This is a genomic window from Leptolyngbya sp. CCNP1308, assembly GCF_034932455.1.
In the GTDB taxonomy this organism is placed as follows: Bacteria; Cyanobacteriota; Cyanobacteriia; order Phormidesmidales; family Phormidesmidaceae; genus Nodosilinea.
In genome coordinates, this window is sequence record NZ_JAYGIH010000107.1 from 13,049 (window position 1) to 29,459 (window position 16,411).

At 59.0% G+C, this 16,411-nt stretch carries 15 protein-coding genes; 4 read left to right on the top strand and 11 right to left on the bottom strand.

The window, feature by feature from the left end:
- Nucleotides 1-34: 34 nt before the first annotated feature.
- The 5 genes from VB780_RS27215 to holA all read right to left on the bottom strand — a co-directional run bounded on the left by VB780_RS27215 (nt 35) and on the right by holA (nt 5,354).
- Nucleotides 35-889 carry a response regulator transcription factor gene (locus VB780_RS27215; RefSeq protein ID WP_323354330.1) on the bottom strand — a complete coding sequence of 285 codons (855 nt, stop codon included), beginning with the start codon at nt 887-889 and terminating at the stop codon, nt 35-37.
- Between the two features lie 114 nt (nt 890-1,003).
- Nucleotides 1,004-2,398 carry a GAF domain-containing sensor histidine kinase gene (locus VB780_RS27220; RefSeq protein ID WP_323354331.1) on the bottom strand — a complete coding sequence of 465 codons (1,395 nt, stop codon included), beginning with the start codon at nt 2,396-2,398 and terminating at the stop codon, nt 1,004-1,006.
- Nucleotides 2,399-2,647: 249 nt separating this feature from the next.
- On the bottom strand, nt 2,648-3,688 hold the full coding sequence (obgE, locus tag VB780_RS27225; protein ID WP_323354332.1) for a GTPase ObgE: 1,041 nt from the start codon (nt 3,686-3,688) through the stop codon (nt 2,648-2,650).
- Nucleotides 3,688-4,215 (bottom strand): DUF4168 domain-containing protein, encoded by a 528-nt coding sequence (locus VB780_RS27230; RefSeq protein WP_323354333.1) that lies wholly within the window; start codon nt 4,213-4,215, stop codon nt 3,688-3,690. Before VB780_RS27230 ends, obgE begins: the two co-directional genes overlap by 1 nt.
- Before the next feature lie 152 nt (nt 4,216-4,367).
- Complete coding sequence (holA, locus tag VB780_RS27235; protein ID WP_323354334.1) at nt 4,368-5,354, bottom strand: DNA polymerase III subunit delta; 987 nt, start codon at nt 5,352-5,354, stop codon at nt 4,368-4,370.
- A gap of 137 nt (nt 5,355-5,491) precedes the next feature.
- On the opposite strand from holA, the gene VB780_RS27240 reads away from it, so the two are divergent.
- Together VB780_RS27240 and cbiE are read left to right on the top strand one after the other, a co-directional pair.
- Nucleotides 5,492-6,109, top strand: a complete 618-nt coding sequence (locus tag VB780_RS27240; protein WP_323354335.1) for a precorrin-8X methylmutase — start codon at nt 5,492-5,494, stop codon at nt 6,107-6,109.
- Nucleotides 6,106-7,362, top strand: coding sequence for a precorrin-6y C5,15-methyltransferase (decarboxylating) subunit CbiE (gene cbiE / locus VB780_RS27245; RefSeq protein WP_323354336.1), 1,257 nt, complete (start codon nt 6,106-6,108; stop codon nt 7,360-7,362). The genes VB780_RS27240 and cbiE overlap by 4 nt, the downstream gene beginning before the upstream one ends.
- 39 nt (nt 7,363-7,401) lie before the next feature.
- Here cbiE and VB780_RS27250 read toward each other — a convergent pair whose 3' ends face one another.
- The 3 genes from VB780_RS27250 to acs all read right to left on the bottom strand — a co-directional run bounded on the left by VB780_RS27250 (nt 7,402) and on the right by acs (nt 11,639).
- The gene (locus VB780_RS27250; RefSeq protein WP_323354337.1) at nt 7,402-8,160 is read right to left on the bottom strand and encodes a CPBP family intramembrane glutamic endopeptidase; all 759 of its coding nucleotides are present in this window, start codon (nt 8,158-8,160) and stop codon (nt 7,402-7,404) included.
- A gap of 140 nt (nt 8,161-8,300) precedes the next feature.
- A complete protein-coding gene (locus tag VB780_RS27255) occupies nt 8,301-8,681 on the bottom strand; it encodes an AbrB family transcriptional regulator (RefSeq protein WP_190755376.1) in 381 nt (126 codons plus the stop codon).
- A 990-nt stretch (nt 8,682-9,671) separates the two neighbouring features.
- Nucleotides 9,672-11,639 (bottom strand): acetate--CoA ligase, encoded by a 1,968-nt coding sequence (gene acs, locus VB780_RS27260; protein ID WP_323354338.1) that lies wholly within the window; start codon nt 11,637-11,639, stop codon nt 9,672-9,674.
- A gap of 519 nt (nt 11,640-12,158) precedes the next feature.
- Here acs and VB780_RS27265 point away from each other — a divergent pair.
- On the top strand, nt 12,159-13,736 hold the full coding sequence (locus VB780_RS27265; protein WP_323354339.1) for an adenylate/guanylate cyclase domain-containing protein: 1,578 nt from the start codon (nt 12,159-12,161) through the stop codon (nt 13,734-13,736).
- Nucleotides 13,737-13,872: 136 nt separating this feature from the next.
- The gene (locus VB780_RS27270; RefSeq protein ID WP_323354340.1) at nt 13,873-14,286 is read left to right on the top strand and encodes a hypothetical protein; all 414 of its coding nucleotides are present in this window, start codon (nt 13,873-13,875) and stop codon (nt 14,284-14,286) included.
- Between the two features lie 74 nt (nt 14,287-14,360).
- Here the strand turns inward: VB780_RS27270 and VB780_RS27275 are convergent, their stop codons facing one another.
- The 3 genes from VB780_RS27275 to tsaD all read right to left on the bottom strand — a co-directional run bounded on the left by VB780_RS27275 (nt 14,361) and on the right by tsaD (nt 16,321).
- Entirely contained in the window at nt 14,361-14,708 is a 348-nt protein-coding gene (locus tag VB780_RS27275; protein WP_323354341.1) for a metal-sensitive transcriptional regulator, read from the bottom strand.
- 73 nt (nt 14,709-14,781) lie between these two features.
- Entirely contained in the window at nt 14,782-15,195 is a 414-nt protein-coding gene (locus VB780_RS27280) for a thioredoxin domain-containing protein (RefSeq protein WP_323354342.1), read from the bottom strand.
- Nucleotides 15,196-15,262: 67 nt separating this feature from the next.
- Nucleotides 15,263-16,321 (bottom strand): tRNA (adenosine(37)-N6)-threonylcarbamoyltransferase complex transferase subunit TsaD, encoded by a 1,059-nt coding sequence (gene tsaD / locus VB780_RS27285; RefSeq protein ID WP_323354343.1) that lies wholly within the window; start codon nt 16,319-16,321, stop codon nt 15,263-15,265.
- Nucleotides 16,322-16,411 lie beyond the last annotated feature (90 nt).

Sequence of the window (16,411 nt, forward strand, 5' to 3'; positions counted from 1 at the left end):
AGGGGAGTTATCACCCCGATCACTCCCCACCCCCTCACCCAAACCGATAGCCAAACCCCCGCAGCGTCGTCACATACTGCGGGTGCGCCGGGTCGTGCTCAATTTTTTCGCGCAGCCAGCGAATGTGCACGTCTACGGTTTTGCGATCGCCCACAAAATCGGCCCCCCACACCGCCTGGATCAGCTCCTCCCGCGACCAGACCCGGTTCGGGCTCTGCATGAACAGCTCCAGAATGCGAAACTCCTTGGGCGACAGATTCACCTCTTGCCCCGCCACCAGCACCCTAAACTCCGTGGCGTGAAGCACAATCTCGCGGTAGGTCAAGACGGCGCTGCTGGGTTGGGCTGTAGACCACTGGTAGCGCCGCAGCAGGGCTCGGCAGCGGGCAATCAGTTCGCGCATGCCAAAGGGCTTGGGCAAGTAGTCGTCAGCCCCCACCTCCAGACCCACCACCCGATCCATCTCGGCCCCCTTGGCGCTCAAAATTAGAATGGGCATATCTAGATTGTGGTGGCGCATCATGCGGCAAATATCTAGCCCGTTAACGCCGGGCAGCATGAGGTCAACAATGGCTAAATCAATCTCTAGCCCAGCGATACCCTCCCCGGCTGCCGGAAACATCAGCTCTAGGGCGCGATGACCTGACTCGGCGGTGATCACCTGATAACCCTGCTCCGTCAGCGCCAGAGCCACGGTTTCGCGGATCAGGTCTTCGTCGTCAATGATTAAAATGCGCTCTTGCACCGTCGACAACGACGATCGCCCAGGGGATATTTTTTGCACAGCACAGCCTAACGGAGCGTGAACAGGCGCAGGCAGACTGCGGCACCACGGGCGATCGCCTCCCACAGAGTCAAGCCCGTGACCCAGGGAGCGTTCGTCAACCATGACGTTTGCTTGCCGCCCAGCCAGCAAATCGGCGTCTGCACCACTCCGCTATCCTGTCGGACTTAGCTTAAGGAAACATCGGCTTCTGGTTAAGCTTGCGTAAACTTGCCTAGCCTAGCGGTGACAGGTGGCCTCGATTTCGACCTGGGGATGGCTCGACTCTGCGCGGGCGGTGGCGGCCTCTAAACCAGGCAATATCACCAGGAGCCGACAGTCGCTATCGATACTGCCCTGCACAGTCATCTGCCCACCGTGGCGCCGCACCAAATGCTGGCCCAACAGTATGCCGAGAAGGGAACGAGGGGTTTGGCGCGGCACGGTCGAAGCCTGAAGCAGCGTGACCACCTCCTGGGGCAGTCCCTCCCCTAGCCAGGGGTTAGATAGCCACAGGGCCAGGGCCAGGGTCTTGCCCCGCCGACAGGCATGAACGCGCAGGGTGCCATTGTCTCCAGCCACCTGCATGATGCTAAAGGCCAGGTGATACAGGATCTGCTTCACGACCCGCTGATCTAAAATCCAGTGGTTTTCGCCAGGTTCTACCGAGAGACTGAGGGTTTGAGCACTGGCTTCAGCCACGGGGGTGAGGGTTGCCAGCACCTGCTGACCCAGGGCTTCAATATCAACAGCCGTAGGCACCAGCTCTGAGCGTTCGGTCTCTAGGGGGTTTAGGTCGATAAGTTCTTCTACCAGCGCCATCAGAGTCTGGCTGCTGCGGTGCACAATGTCGGTGTACTCGCGCTGTTTGGGGGTGAGGGGGCCGTAGATCTCTCGGCTGAGCATGGTGGTCATACCGAGCACCGTGGTCAGGGGGCTGCGCAGCTCTTGGGTGAGCTGGCTAATCAGGTTGAGGCGCACCCGATCCACCAGAGATTCTAGAGGTATCTGAGGGGCAGGAGCCATGCAGGTAGCCTGCTGGCGTTCGTACTCGCTCATGCCCCAGCGAGCTGCCATGGCTAAAAAACCTAGATCTTGGGCGGTGAATGGTCTGGGTTGTACATCGATCGCGGCCAGGGTGCCAACGCAGATGCCCTGACCGGTCATCAGCGGCACACCGGCATAGGCCCTAATGCCATAGGTGATGACCAGATCACTCTGGGCCAAGCTAGGGCTGTCAAGGGTGTCGGTCACCTGCAGGGCCTGCTCGCTGTCGAGAATATAGACCCCAAATCCCTCCTGGAGGGGAATCTGGCGCTGCTGCGACAGAGGGTTGCCCACCCCCAGGCATGACAGCCCGAAGGCCGCCCGCACATACTCGGTCTGGCTGTCGGCCAGGGTCACCACCGCGATGGGTACACCGAGGAAGCGGGCGGCCATTTGGGCGGCCTCTTCCCAGGCGGGTATGCTGCTGTCTGGGCTGAGGTCAAGGGCGGCGATCGCTCGGTTGCGCCGCTGCTGCCGCTCGACCCAGGTCAGCCCTTGAAGGGAGCAACAGGGCCAGGTCAACTGGGGCAGGGTCGTCTCATCCGCTGCTTTACCCTCAGGCCCCACTGGAAACACAGAAACGCTCATGGCCAAAGCCTAACCCCTGTTAAAACACAGGCTTAGCATGCCCGAGGGGGATGGCTGAAGTAACGGTAGATGGGAGCAGAACGGTATCTTTACGTACCGTAGGTGGGGTCTGGGTACGGGCGCTGCTGAGATTGGAGTGCGCCCGGGCTTAGAGTTCTCCAGTTAAAGATCTCTCCAAGATCTCACCGCGACCGGCCCAAGGGGCCGAGTTCGCGTCCTCGAATAGGGATGTCTTTAACTGGCATACGCTTAGTCTTGGGGTACGGCGAAGACCGACGCAGCGGCTGCCGCTGCGGCTTTTGCTCGATCGAGCAGATCCCAAACTTGCTGGAGCATGGGGCCTAGGCCGGTACCGGCCACCGCCGAAATGCCGTACACGGGGCCGGGCACCAGCGCTTCGAACTGGTGGATAAGCTCGGCTAGGGTTTCGGGGGTGAGGGCATCGATTTTGTTGAGAGCCAACACCTGGGGGCGATCGCTCAGATCGCGCCCGTAGGCCGCTAGCTCCTGTTGGATGGTGTGGAAGTTCTCAACCGGCTGCTCGGCGGTGGCATCGACCACGTGCAGCAGCAGCCGGGTGCGCTCAATGTGGCGCAGAAACTCGTGCCCTAGACCCAGCCCCTGGTGGGCCCCTTCGATCAGGCCGGGAATGTCGGCAAAGACGGTTCCATCGCCTGAGGGACGGCGCACCACTCCTAAGTTGGGGATGAGGGTGGTAAACGGGTAGTCGGCAATTTTTGGTCGTGCCGCCGACAGGGCCGAAATTAGGGTTGACTTGCCCGCATTGGGCAGGCCGACAATGCCGACCTCGGCCAGCAGCTTAAGCTCTAGGCGCAGCCGTCGCTCTTCGCCGGGCAGACCGGGCAGGGCGTGCTCTGGAGCCCGGTTGCGGTTGCTGAGAAAGTGGCGGTTCCCCAGTCCCCCCTTGCCCCCCTGGGCCACGCAGAGCAGCTGGCCAGGCTCAACTAAATCGCCCATCAGCTCATCGGTGGCGACATCGTAAATGGCGGTGCCACAGGGAACATCGAGGTATAGATCGACCCCAGCGGCACCGGTCATGTTTTTAGGGCCTCCCCGCTGGCCATTGTCGGCCTTAAAGCGGTGGGCGTAGCGAAAATCGAGCAGGGTTTGGAGCTGCTGGGTAGCCCGCAGGTAAATTGAACCCCCAGGCCCCCCGTTGCCCCCCGCCGGCCCGCCAGCAGGGACGTATTTTTCACGGCGAAAGGCGACGATACCATCGCCGCCGTCGCCGGCAATCACCTCAACTTCAGCTTGGTCAATAAACTGCATTATTCAGAGCCATTGGCAGATTGTTGCTGAAGCTGTACCATAGCCGCCCGAATTTGCTCGGCTAGGGCCGGATCTTGGGGATAGGCGGACGTAATCGCGTTGAACCGCCGCACCGTAAGCCCGTTGGACTGGACGATGGTGCTGGCCTGGTTACAGTAGTTAACGACAATGGTACGCACGTCGCTGCGCAGGTTACGAGGGAGCTGGTTGAGGTTGGCGGTGCCCGTGCAGGACATATCAATGCTGCTGATGTCGTAGCTGGTGCCCGTCAGCAGGGTTTTAATTTGGCTAAAGGCTTCATTGCGCGGGGTGTCCATCTCGAGAACCGAGGCGGCGTAGCCCGTTACTTCCTCAGACGATACCGAACTGTCTTGGGCCCAGGCGGCGGCTCCCAGGGTCACGCTGCCCGTGGTTGTGGGAAGAGAAACCCCTGCGCCGCCAGCTAAAACGGCCAGACTGGCGATCGCAGCGGCCAAAGCCAGGGTGCGACGGTGAACAGATAAAGGATGAGTTGATAAGTGGATCATTATGTCTATATCTCCTGAGCTGGTATCAACCAGAATGGCCCTGTGCTCCAACAAAAAAGAAGGATCTTTTTGGGTAAACGCCACCCTCGGCGCGATCGCTTGAATCTCACAGCCCAGACGGGGCAACGCCCCTGCGAGTTCCAGCCGTGGGGCTAAACGCCACCAGGCTTGAACAACCGACAGAGTTCTATTACTTTTGTGTGTAGAGTAGCGCGTTCATCCCGTCCCTGCTTTAAATCAGACTCTAATTCTAGTAGCAAAGGCAGACTCCGTTGCAATTGGGGCAGACTAAGCGATCGCACTTCTTGCTTTAAAAAGTAAATTCGCTTGGGGTTAGCGATCTCCGCCGCTGCCGCCACCTCGGCATCGCTGGCCACCCCGGCCAGAGCCTTCAGCCATAGCCACAGCCGAAACTGGCTGACTAGGGTGGCCACAATGCGCAGGGCGGGCTCGTTGCGATCGAGCAGGTCGTTGACCAGCCCCAGGGCGGTGGGCGTATCGCCCTGCTTAAGGGATTGGGCCAGCTTGAGGCTAGTTTGGGTTGACACCGTCACCAGCTCTGTAGCCACAGCAGGAGGAATCGGCTGCGGGTTTACCCCCCAGTAGAGCGCCAGCTTTTCCAGCTCGAGGTGGAGCTGGCGGGTGTCATTGCCCACCGCTTCCGTCAGCAGATCTAGGGTGCCAGCCTCCAGGTTCATGCCGCGCTCCTTAGCTACGGCGGCGACCTGCTGGTGAATTTGGTCGGTTTTCCAAGGGGGAATGGTGGCAAACTCGCGCACCTCGCCCCAGGTTTTAAACAGTTTCGTAAATTTGGCCCGACCGTCGGGCTTAGCGGCGCTGGTGAGCAGCAGCACCGAGGTGTCGGGCAGCTGGGGCAGGGTGCGCTCAAACTCAGCCAGAACGGATTCTGGGCAGCGTTGCCCCAGGCTGGTATTCGCTAGCCACACCAGCCGCCGGCCCTCGCCAAAGGGAGGTGTCATGGCCTGGCTGAGGGCCTGGGATGGGCCGCTGCTAGCCTCGGCTGGCACCACATCGTAATTAAAGCTGGCCCAGGCCTCGTCGAGGGTGCGCTGGCGCAGGGTTTGGACGGCCTTTTGCAGGGCAAAGTCGTCGTCGCCCCAGAAGTAGTAGGCGGGCATGGGGTGGGGGGAGTGGATGGGTGGATGGGTAGATGAGTAAGTGGAGAAGGTGAGGGGTGTGGGAGATGAGGGGGTATGAGATGATGGGGCGTCTTGGGTTGGGACGTTGTTACGGCTAGGGATCGTTTAGGGATTTTATGGCGCAGCTGTGGCAGAGCCCCATTTTAGAAGAAAGTTTTGCGCTGATCGATCGGGAGTTTGGCGATCACGGGTTCACTCCGGCAGAGTATGCGGTGGTGCGGCGCGTCATCCACAGTACTGCCGATTTTGAGTTTAAGGATCTGATGAGGTTTAGTGAGGGGGCGATCGCCGCCGCGACCCACCATCTCTCTCAAGGCGGCCCAATTATTGTAGATGTGACGATGGTACGCCAGGGAGTGGTGGGCATGGTGGAGCGCACGTTCCAAAATCCGCTACTGACAGCGGTGACGATGGGGGAACCGCCAGAGGAGGGGCGCACCCGCACGGAAACCGGACTGCTGCGGTGTTTGGAGGAGTATCCCAATGCGCTGGTGGTGGTGGGCAATGCGCCGACGGCGCTGATGGCGCTGTGCGATCGCATCGCCTCAGCCCAAGCCCATCCCGCCTTAGTCATCGGTGCTCCAGTGGGTTTTGTAGCGGTAGAGGACTCTAAGCAGCGCCTAGCCCAGACCTCGGTGCCGCAGATTCGGGTGGAGGGGCGCAAGGGCGGGTCGCCCGCAGCGGCGGCCATTCTCAACGCCCTGCTGGTGCTGGCCTGGGAGCAACAGCCATGACCCCAATTCAGGTGGTAGGGATTGGGCTAGATGGGCGCGAGGGTTTGTCGCCCAAACTGCTGCCAGTGATCGATCAGGCGGCGGTGCTGGTGGGCAGTCCCCGGCATCTCAGCTACTTTCCCGACGGGTTGGCCGAGACCTGGGTATTGGGCGATTTAAAGGTAACTCTCAATCGCCTCCGTGAATGGCTGGATGCGGCTAAACCCGGTATTGCCGTGGTTTTGGCCTCTGGCGACCCGCTCTTTTTTGGCCTGGGGCGATTGCTGCTAGAGCATTTACCCGCCGAAAGCCTCACCTTTCACCCCCACCTGAGTGCGGTGCAGCTGGCCTTTAGTCGGCTCAAACTCCCCTGGCAAGGGGCCACGCTGATCAGCGCCCACGGCCGATCCACCGAAGAACTCACCGCTGCGCTACGCCGGGGGGATCCACTAATTGCGGTACTCACCGATCCGACCCACAACCCAGCGGCCTTGGGACATCTGATTCTTGCCCTCGGGTTGCCCTACCACTACCGCTTGGCGGTGTGCGAGAACCTGGGGGATGACACCGAAACCATCCACAGCTTGACGCCTGAAACTGTTGTGGGCAAGAGCTTTGCGCCGCTCAACGTGGTGGTGCTCCAGCGGCACCACGAGGCATTGCTCGATACCGAGAATCTGCCGCTAATTGGCCTGCCCGATCGCGCCTTTGCCACCTTTAGCGATCGCCCCGGACTGATCACCAAGCGCGATATCCGCATTCAAATTTTGGCTGACCTAGACCCGAGGCCAGGGCAAATCATTTGGGACATTGGAGCCGGTACCGGCTCCGTCAGCGTTGAAATCAACCGCCTCTGCCCCACCGCCCAGGTCTACGCCGTTGAGAAAACCGCCGCCGGTCATGGCTTAATTCAACAAAACCAGCGCCGCCTGGGCAACACCAACCTACATCCCATCTACGGGGCAGCTCCGGACGCCCTGGCCGCTCTGCCCGACCCCGATCGCATCTTCATCGGCGGCAGCGGCGGCCACTTGGGTGAAATTCTGGATCGATGCGCTCAGCGCCTCCGACCCCAGGGCCGCATCGTCCTTGCTCTGGCGACCCTAGAGCACACCGGCACGGTGCTGGCCTGGGCCGGTGGAACCGCAGACAATCCATTCTCTTGGCAGATAGAGCTGCGCCAAATTCAGGTGCAGCAGGGGGTTCGGGTCGGGTCACTGACCCGTTGGCAGCCCCTCACCCCGATCACCCTCATCACCCTGAACCGCCCCTAATCCATCAGCGATTCAGCCATCACCCACTCACCGACCCCTCTACCCCAAAGCCCAAACTCCTACCCCCGTCAGCACCAGCAACCCCAGGGGCAGCAGCCCTGTCAGCGGCTGATCGGGTAGCCCCACCAGCCAGAGAGGCTCGGCCTTGCCGGGCTTGAGGAGGGCCAGGGCATCAATAGCGGCGATCGCAAACACCCACCCGGCGTGCAGCCCCCAGGCCAAGCCCAGGCTGCCGCCTGTAGCCCAGCGGGCCAGCAGCAGCACTGCTCCCATAATTGCCAGACCCGGCACCTGGGGCGCTCCGGCAGGGCCATCCCACACCAGGTGAGAGAGGGCAAAAATTAGGCAGACGGCGATCGCCATGGGCACAATCGGCAGCGCCTGCCCCAGTCCGTTAACCAGTACGCCGCGAAATATCAGTTCTTCAATCCAGCCCACAAACAGCGCCAGGGGCAGCACTGCAAGCAGCACTACCCCTGGCGAGGGACTGGGTATGGTTTGAGGGTTAGTGCTGGCACCACTGGGGTTAGTCGGGGAAAGACTCGGCCCAGTTGGGTTTACAGTCTGCCCAGGAGCCTGCCATCGCCGCCACCCCAGCCCCACCTGCAACGCCACCAGGAGAACCACCCCGCCAGCGGCCACCCCAAACCCTGCCGCAGCGGCTTTAGCAAACGGCCAATCCCAGGCAATGCCGTAGGCTGACCAGGTGCTAGCGGTAAGGCGACGGTGCACCTCCACCGCTCCAGGGGCAAGTAAATAAAGGGGCAGCAACAGGGGTAACTTGTGCTGCGGAGCCACGGGGTAGGCGAGCGGAATGTGAGCTATACGCGCAACTAAGAGACTAGCTGGAATGCCCAGAGCCATCCAGCTTAAAAAAAAACAATTAGATGCGCGATCGCTGACATATTTACCGACAGACTGGTCATGGTGTGTTAGGACTACTCTTCATCAGAGTCGGCATCGAGCTGCTTCAGGTGAATGTGCTTGTAGCCAAGCTTAATTTCAAACTCGTCGCCAGACTTGAGGCCCATTTCTTGGGTATAGGTAGCCCCAATAACAATCTGACCATTTTTGTGGACGCTTACCCGATAGGTAGGTTCACGACCCCGACCATCTTTGCTGCTTTCAGGGTCAAGGTTAATACCTTTGGCCTCTAGCAGAGCGTCGTAAAAGCCAGACAGATTAACCCGTACCTGATTGTCTTTGGTTAGGGTGTAGTAGCCGCATTCTTTGGCGGTTTCGCGCTTGGTTAGGTTAGAGAGATCCTTAACCTTTTGGAGCAGTGCTTTGCCGGTTAGGGGAGTTGGTTTTTCTGCCATTGTCAGGGAAAATCCTTGTGTAAGACGTGAAGCTAAGTGCTGAAAAACAGCAGGCCGACCCTTTTGGTAATCAGGTTAACGACCATTGCAGAATAGCAAAAGAATAATAGCAAATAAATCTGCCCATTCGCACAACTAATTATAGTCACGCTCTCAGAAGCTGTCACCCAAAAATAAATGAGTTAGATCAGCTTTTACTGATTTTCTTCATGCGCCCACTGACTCTCGTAGGTGCATGCCAGCTTTAGAAAAGCCGCGCCATCAGGCTCTAGCCCGACGCTACAGTCAAATTTTTTGGGTTTGCAGGCAAGTATTTGGATAAACTCGTCTACTTCATAATGGCAGGTCAACAATCTGTGCATTGGCCGTAACTCTGTATTCTTGCTCCTATTCTGTGGAAAATTGGGCTGACAGTCTGATGGAGATTTGCGCAACCGCTCGTTTGCCCGTTTGGGGTAAATGGCTCTCGGCAGCACAATGCTTGTACCGAAGGCACTGAGGTTGTCAATTCTCCGGGTTTTTTACTGAGGTACTGCGGCTCAGCGCTAAACTTAGCTCTTTGAGATATAGAAAACCCTCTAATCAGGCTGTCTTTACTCGGGACCAGAGCGCTGCTGTCACTTGCCATGGGGCAATCATCGGCTCAAGCGGGCCTGCGGTTAGCGCTATCTACTGCTGGAAATAGCTAAGCGAAGCGATCTTCCCACCGGCAGCCCAAAATCTAGGAAAAATAGGGTAGATCTATCTTCAGATAGAGGTAAAAAAATATCCTATTGGAGATGACCCCGATAAGGAATGTCTTTTGTACCAATTGTTCTGGGCTGCAATCAATTATTTTGGGCTGTACTGTTTTGCTGAGGGGAGAAGATCCTCTGGAAACCGCCCCAAAAAACAGCATGGCAAAAGCGCAGCGTCGTCAGTTCTCCAACGAGGACGCTGCGCTTTTACGGCGGTAAACCCTAGGCTTGATTAGCTGACTGAAGGTTGGGGTTAGCCCTGGCGAAGCTGATCGAGTACGCTCTGATCTTCCATGGTAGAAGCATCCCCTGCGATCGCCTCGCCGCTGGCCAAATTGCGCAAAAAGCGGCGAATGATTTTGCCCGATCGCGTTTTCGGTAAGGCATCGGCAAATTTAATTTCGCCGGGTCGGGCGATCGCCCCAATTTCATTCACCACATGCTGCTTGAGCTCCTGCTTGAGCGCGTCGCTGGCGCTGTACTGGCCCTCTAAAATCACAAAGGCAAAAATGTCTTCGCCCTTGATCTCGTCTTTGCGGCCTACCACAGCAGCCTCAGCCACCGCAGGGTGGGAGACCAGCGCCGACTCGACCTCCATGGTGCCCAGGCGGTGGCCCGATACGTTGATCACATCGTCCACCCGGCCCATCACCCAAAAGTAGCCATCGGCATCCTTGCGGGCACCGTCGCCGGCAAAGTAGAGGTACTGACCCTCAATGGGGGCAATGTGCTCCCAGTAGGTGCGGCGGTAGCGATCGTCGTCGCCGTAGACCGTACGCATCATGCTGGGCCAGGGGTGCTTGATCACCAGGTAACCGCCCTCGCCAGCGGGCACCGGGTGGCCGTCGAGATCCACCACATCGGCCAAAATGCCGGGAAAGGGCAGGGTAGCGGAACCGGGCTTGGTGGGTATGGCCCCCGGCAGCGGCGTGATCATAAAGCCGCCAGTCTCGGTCTGCCACCAGGTATCGACAATCGGGCAGCGCTCGCCGCCAATCACCTGGTGGTACCACATCCAGGCTTCGGGGTTGATCGGTTCGCCTACGGTGCCCAGCAGGCGCAGTGATGACAGATCTCGCGCCTTGGGCAGCTCGTCGCCCATTTTAATGAAGGCGCGAATAGCGGTGGGTGCGGTGTAGAAAATGGTGACGCCGTACTTTTCAATCACGTCCCAAAAGCAGCCGGGGTTCGAGGGCCGGGGCACCCCTTCGTACATCACCGTAGTTGCCCCGTTCGACAGAGGACCGTAGACAATATAGCTGTGGCCGGTAATCCAGCCGACATCGGCGGTGCACCAGTAGACGTCGGTATCTTTGATGTCAAAGGCCCATTTAAAGGTGGTGTGGGTGTAGAGGTTGTAACCTCCGGTAGTGTGCACTACCCCCTTAGGTTTACCCGTGGTGCCGCTGGTGTAGAGAATAAACAGCAGATCTTCGGCGTCCATTTCTTCTGGCGGACAGTGGGCCGAAGCGGTGGCTTGAAGCTCGTGCCACCAGTGGTCGCGGCCTTCGACCATTTCCATCGCGGCCTTGGTGCGCTGTACCACGAGTACGCTAGACACGCTGGGCACGCCGCCGTTGGATAGCGCTTGATCAACCGCTGCTTTAAGCGGCACAATCTTGTCTTTGCGAAAGCCGCCGTCGGCGGTGATCACCACCTTGGCCTCGGCGTCGTTGAGGCGATCTTTCAGTGCTTCGGCGCTAAAGCCGCCAAAGATAACGGTGTGGGGCGCACCAATGCGGGCACAGGCCAGCATGGCGATCGCCGCCTCCGGCACCATCGGCATGTAGATGCCGACGCGATCGCCCTTTTTCACACCCAACCCTTTGAGCACATTGGCCACCTGACATACCTCCCGGTGCAGCTGGGCGTAGGTTAGGGTGCGGCTGTCGCCCGGTTCGCCTTCCCAGATTAGGGCAGCTTTGTTGCGTCGCCAGGTGGTGAGGTGGCGATCTAAACAGTTGTAGGAAATGTTGATTTTGCCCCCCACAAACCACTTGGCAAAGGGCGGCTGCCAGTCGAGCACCGTATCCCAAGGCTTAAACCAGTGCAGCTCTTGGCTAGCCAGTTCTGCCCAAAACTGAGCCGGGTCTGCCGCCGCCCGCTCGGCCAGGGCACGATACTCTTCTAGGCTCTGAATGGAGGCGTTTTGAACAAACCCATCGGTGGGAGAAAACAGGCGATTTTCGTGGAGAATCGATTCGATGGTGGGGGAAGCCATAGACAATGCTGAGTCTCTTGCGAACACAAATAAGGTTAAACGAAAGCCGCTGTGGAGGAGCGGCTTCCCCTAAAAACCATACGATTTTTAGCGGCCCTTTGAACAGCATCTACGGTTTCCGTAATGGTTTTAAGGATGCTTGCCTAATTCGAAATCTGGCTATATTCCGAAATCAGTAGGCAGAATTCAGAATCTAAGCGCAGAAGCCGTCAGCTCTCAGGAGATAGAGGCAGCGCCTAGCGCCTATTTTTTAACGGCTAAATCCCCTTCTAGGGCATGCAGCACCTAAAAAGGTGCGGAATTTGCCCTGCTGCCGCGAAGATTAGATCTAAGGACTGGAACTTCTGAGGCTACACAGCTCGGCTCGGCTCGGTCGAGTAACCCTAAGACTTAATGTAAATGGGTCAATTTTCGATCTGCCGCTGGTTTAATCAGAGTCACCGTTACCGCTGGGTAATCGGGTAAGGCAGGGATATTTCAGCTCAAGTTTGCTGGCCGTATCTCTATTCAGGGTTAGCTATGGCTCAGTTGTTATTGATCCGTCGCCTGGGGCGTCGATGGCTTGGTGTTTTAGCGGTGGCGGCGGGCTACTTAATTGTGGCCAAACTCAGTTTTCAGCTGGCAGGCAATTGGGTGGCTGTGCTGCCCATCTGGCCTCCGGCAGGCTACAGCCAAGGCATCGTATTGCAGGCCGGTGCCGTCCTGGCTCCGGGCATCACCCTGGGCTCTTTGATTAACACGATCATCTCCCCTGACCAAACCTGGCACTGGGATGTGGTTGCTGCTGTCAACAACACCCTGCAACCGCTGCTGGGGCTTTGGCTACTGCAGCGGGTAGGGTTTAGCAATTCCCTGGCTCGCATTAAAGACGTCGGGGCGTTTATTGGGCTGGGGGCCGTGGCTCCTGCTACCGTAAGCGCCACGGTGGGCGTCACCTATTTCTGTCTGCTGAACCAGCTCGACTGGGCCAATTTTGGCAGCGCCTGGTTTAGCTGGTGGATTGGCAATGTGACCGGCGTCGTTGTGATCACTGCGTTAATGATTACCTGGCGGCAGGGCATGCGGCGGTTTCGCAATTTCTACTCGCCGCCGCTAATTGGGCTGTGGTTGGTCATTCTGACTGCCCTGAGCTGGTATTTATTCTGCGATCCTGATCGCATGGTCCATGCCCCCTACCCGCTCGAATACATGCCGTTTCCCATTGTCATGTGGGCAGCGCTGCGGCTGGGGCCATTTGGGGCCGCGCTGGGCACCGCTGTGGTTACGGTGATTGCCACCTGGGGGGTCTCCCAAGGTCAGGGGCCGTTTTTGGCGTTTTTAGACGACCCGCTCCAGGCGGTGCAGCCGCTTCAGGCCTATATCTGTGTGCTGGCGTTTACGGCCCTGATCTTGGCCAGTGTTGTGGCCGAGCGCGAGCAGGCCCGCCAAGCCCTCCTGGAAGAGAAAGAAAAGTCGGAGCAGCTGTTGCTGAACATTTTGCCCTTGCCCATTGCCACCCGGCTCAAGCAGGGGCGCAACACGATTGCCGACCACTTTGCCGAGGTGACGGTGCTGTTTGCCGACATTGTGGAGTTTACTCAGCTTTCAGAAACCCTCAGCCCCCAAGAGCTGGTGGCGCTGCTAAACGATGTTTTTTCCCAGTTTGACCATCTGGCCGAGCGGCACCAGCTCGAAAAAATCAAGACCATTGGCGATGCCTATATGGCAGTAGGGGGAATTCCCTACGAGCGGGATGACCATGCCCAGGCGGTGGCGGAGATGGCTCTGGATATGCAGGCCATGGCTCAGAAATTTAGCGATCGCACCGGGCAATCCTTTCGTCTGCGCATTGGCATTAATACCGGCCCGGTGGTCGCCGGGGTGATTGGCACCAAGAAGTTCATCTACGACCTTTGGGGCGACACCGTCAATACCGCTAGCCGCATGGAGTCCTTTGGGGTAGCCGAGCAGATTCAGGTGACCGAAACGACCTACAACTGTCTCAAAGACACCTACGACTTTGACCTGCGGGGCGAGATATTGGTCAAGGGGAAGGGGAGTATGCGCACCTACTTCCTGCGGCAAAAAAGCCTGGCGACCGTTGCTAGGCAACGCTGAGCACTGGTCCACTAAACCATGATTTGTGATGGCTGGCCGGGTATGCTAGGCCAAGGGAGCTCTTTCAGGTAGCCAGCGATACATATCGTGTCTATGGCTAGTTCCTTCAGCACCTGTGCCACCATGTGATGGGTCTATGACTACGGTTAAGGCATCTGTACCAGCGCAGCCCGCGCCCTCGATCTCCGCCCAAGACGCAATGCTGGAGAACATTGTCGGGGTTGCCATTTTCGACTTCAGCGGTCTGCCCCGCGAGTATTTCATCACCGCCGACAACGAAAGTACGAGCTGGGTGCAGCTAGTCTTTCAGGCCCTAGGGCTGAAGTCACTGCTGATGTCGTCGCTAAAGCTAGAGGGGTTTTCCCATATCTGTATTGAGCTAGACCAGCAGACCGCCATTGTGGTGCGCACCAAAGAGGAGTACGTGGCGCTGCTGACGCGTAAACCCCTGGTGTTTGCCACGGCCCAGGAGAGCGATCGCTTCGGCCACTGGGTACGCCAGTTTGAGCGTCGCCTGCTGCGCGAACACAGTCGGTTTATTCCGGCCTAGGAATTAAAAGGCCAATGACTTCGGCGCAAAAAGCTGACCGAATACCTTGAGCCGTGAATTCTTGGCTCCCAAACTTACGGCAGAAATCGATCTAGAGCGGCCTTGAGTTCCGCAATTTCTGCCTCGATATTGCCGTCTTCGGCGGCACGGCCAATGCACTCGGTCAGGTGCTCATCGAGAATGATGCGGGCCACGCGATCGAGCGCCCCTCGCACCGCCGCCACCTGCACTAGCACGTCGGGGCAGGGGCGACTCTCCTGCACCATCGTTTTAATGCCGCGAATGTGGCCCTCAATGCGGGCCAGTCGGTTAACAATCCGCCGCAGCGACTCCGGATCATGGACGTGGGGATGGGCAACGCTGTCGCCCGTGGGGCTGACCTCGTGCAGATGGGAATGGGGGTGGGGACTGGGGTTGTGCAATGGAATTTGAGAATGAATAACAGACGGACAGAAACGGCGGCTTGCTCAACCGTAGAGCCTGCCCAACGCCGCCCTACTGGGGCGATAAGAACCCTGACAGGGTGGCCAAGTCGTCTAAAGACTTAACCCCTGGGTAGAGCTGACCCTCGATTTCCCATGTGGGATATCCCTGAATGCCCTTTTGTTCACACAGCTCTGGCTGCGGGTTGTCGCCATCGGCGGCGCACTCTACGTAGGGCACCTGCTCCACAGCCTCGCCAAACATCGCCTTTTGATCGGCGCAGTGGGGACACCAGTAAGCCCCATACATCACGCCGCTGGTGTCGGCTAGGTGCTGGGCCAGCTGGGCCTCGTAGCTGGTCGCGTTGGTAACGGGTTGGGCCGAATTAGGTCCGCACCCGGCTAGCAGCAGGGTGCCCAACGCTAACCCTCCCAGCCAGGAGACATTTGGCCGAGGCCAAGAATGGATGCGGTGCAGTGAAACCATGGCGCTTAACTAACACAATCCCTAAGCAGCGAGAGGGCGATCGCCGCCGCTAAACCCCAGTGTAGCGTCAAGCCACGGCCATAGGCGCGTAAAGCTCCATCACCCGCGCCAGGTCGAGGCGCGACTGGGCTCCCAGGTCGAAGCCTGAATAGTGCCCCCGGTTGAGGTGGTCGGCGGCGGCGCAGCCAATCATGGCGGCATTGTCGGTACAGAGGCTGAGGGACGGAAACAGCACCCGCAGGCCGTGGTCGGTCGCCGCCTGCTGGAGGTGCTGCCGCAGGCCGCTGTTGGCGGCGACCCCGCCCCCCACGGCCACGGTGGTAAGTCCGTAGGCCTGGGCACAGGCCACCACTCTGCGGGTCAGACTGCGGGCCACCGTCGCCTGAAAGCTGGCGGCCAGATCGGCTAAGGGTAGGGGATCGACCCCCTCCTGTCGGAGTTTTTCCACCAGCCGCAGCACCGCCGTCTTCAGCCCGCTAAAGCTGGAATCGTAGGGGTGAAAGCCCCCCTCGGGCAGCGAGATATTGCCCTCGGGTAGGGGAAACGCTTTGGGATTGCCGGTTTGGGCTAGCTGGTCGAGGATGGGGCCACCGGGATAGCCCAGCCCCAGCAGGCGCGCTACTTTGTCAAAGGCTTCTCCAGCAGCGTCGTCGCGGGTTTGGCCCAGGGTCTGGTACTGGCCGCAGCCCTTGACGTAGATCAAGCTGGTGTGCCCCCCCGACACCAGCAGACACAGGTAAGGAGGCTCCAGGTCGGGGCTGGCTAGGTAGTTGGCGTAGATGTGCCCCTCCAGGTGGTGAATCCCTAGGAAGGGCTTGTGGTGAACCATGGCCAGGGTTTTGCCCGCCGTCAGCCCCACCAGTAGTGCGCCCACCAGTCCTGGGGTGCAGGTAGCGGCCACCCCGTCGATGCCGGCCCAGCCCAGCCCAGCCCGGTCGAGGGCGGTGCTGATGCCTTCCCCCAGGGTAGCGACATGGTGGCGCGAGGCTACCTCGGGCACAATGCCGCCATAGGGCCGGTGAATGTCGATCTGTGAGGCCACAACACTGCTGAGGAGGGTGCGATCGCGCACCACCGCCGCCGCCGTCTCATCACAGCTGGTCTCTATCGCCAAAATCGTCGCCATGGGGGTTGTCGTTGAAAGGGAATTTAGAGTAAGCCTCAGCAGGGAACTAGAGTGGGCTGCACCGTAATTTGTAGAGATGTAAACACCCCA

What these genes read in the sequence shown, in the direction of transcription:
- cbiE (WP_323354336.1), top strand. Translation starts at nt 6,106, where the DNA reads ATGACCCCAATTCAGGTGGTAGGGATTGGGCTAGATGGGCGCGAGGGT.
- VB780_RS27280 (WP_323354342.1), bottom strand. Translation starts at nt 15,195, where the DNA reads ATGGTTTCACTGCACCGCATCCATTCTTGGCCTCGGCCAAATGTCTCC.
- holA (WP_323354334.1), bottom strand. Translation starts at nt 5,354, where the DNA reads ATGCCCGCCTACTACTTCTGGGGCGACGACGACTTTGCCCTGCAAAAG.
- VB780_RS27215 (WP_323354330.1), bottom strand. Translation starts at nt 889, where the DNA reads ATGGTTGACGAACGCTCCCTGGGTCACGGGCTTGACTCTGTGGGAGGC.
- obgE (WP_323354332.1), bottom strand. Translation starts at nt 3,688, where the DNA reads ATGCAGTTTATTGACCAAGCTGAAGTTGAGGTGATTGCCGGCGACGGC.
- VB780_RS27220 (WP_323354331.1), bottom strand. Translation starts at nt 2,398, where the DNA reads ATGAGCGTTTCTGTGTTTCCAGTGGGGCCTGAGGGTAAAGCAGCGGAT.
- tsaD (WP_323354343.1), bottom strand. Translation starts at nt 16,321, where the DNA reads ATGGCGACGATTTTGGCGATAGAGACCAGCTGTGATGAGACGGCGGCG.
- acs (WP_323354338.1), bottom strand. Translation starts at nt 11,639, where the DNA reads ATGGCTTCCCCCACCATCGAATCGATTCTCCACGAAAATCGCCTGTTT.
- VB780_RS27270 (WP_323354340.1), top strand. Translation starts at nt 13,873, where the DNA reads ATGACTACGGTTAAGGCATCTGTACCAGCGCAGCCCGCGCCCTCGATC.
- VB780_RS27230 (WP_323354333.1), bottom strand. Translation starts at nt 4,215, where the DNA reads ATGATCCACTTATCAACTCATCCTTTATCTGTTCACCGTCGCACCCTG.
- VB780_RS27265 (WP_323354339.1), top strand. Translation starts at nt 12,159, where the DNA reads ATGGCTCAGTTGTTATTGATCCGTCGCCTGGGGCGTCGATGGCTTGGT.
- VB780_RS27240 (WP_323354335.1), top strand. Translation starts at nt 5,492, where the DNA reads ATGGCGCAGCTGTGGCAGAGCCCCATTTTAGAAGAAAGTTTTGCGCTG.
- VB780_RS27255 (WP_190755376.1), bottom strand. Translation starts at nt 8,681, where the DNA reads ATGGCAGAAAAACCAACTCCCCTAACCGGCAAAGCACTGCTCCAAAAG.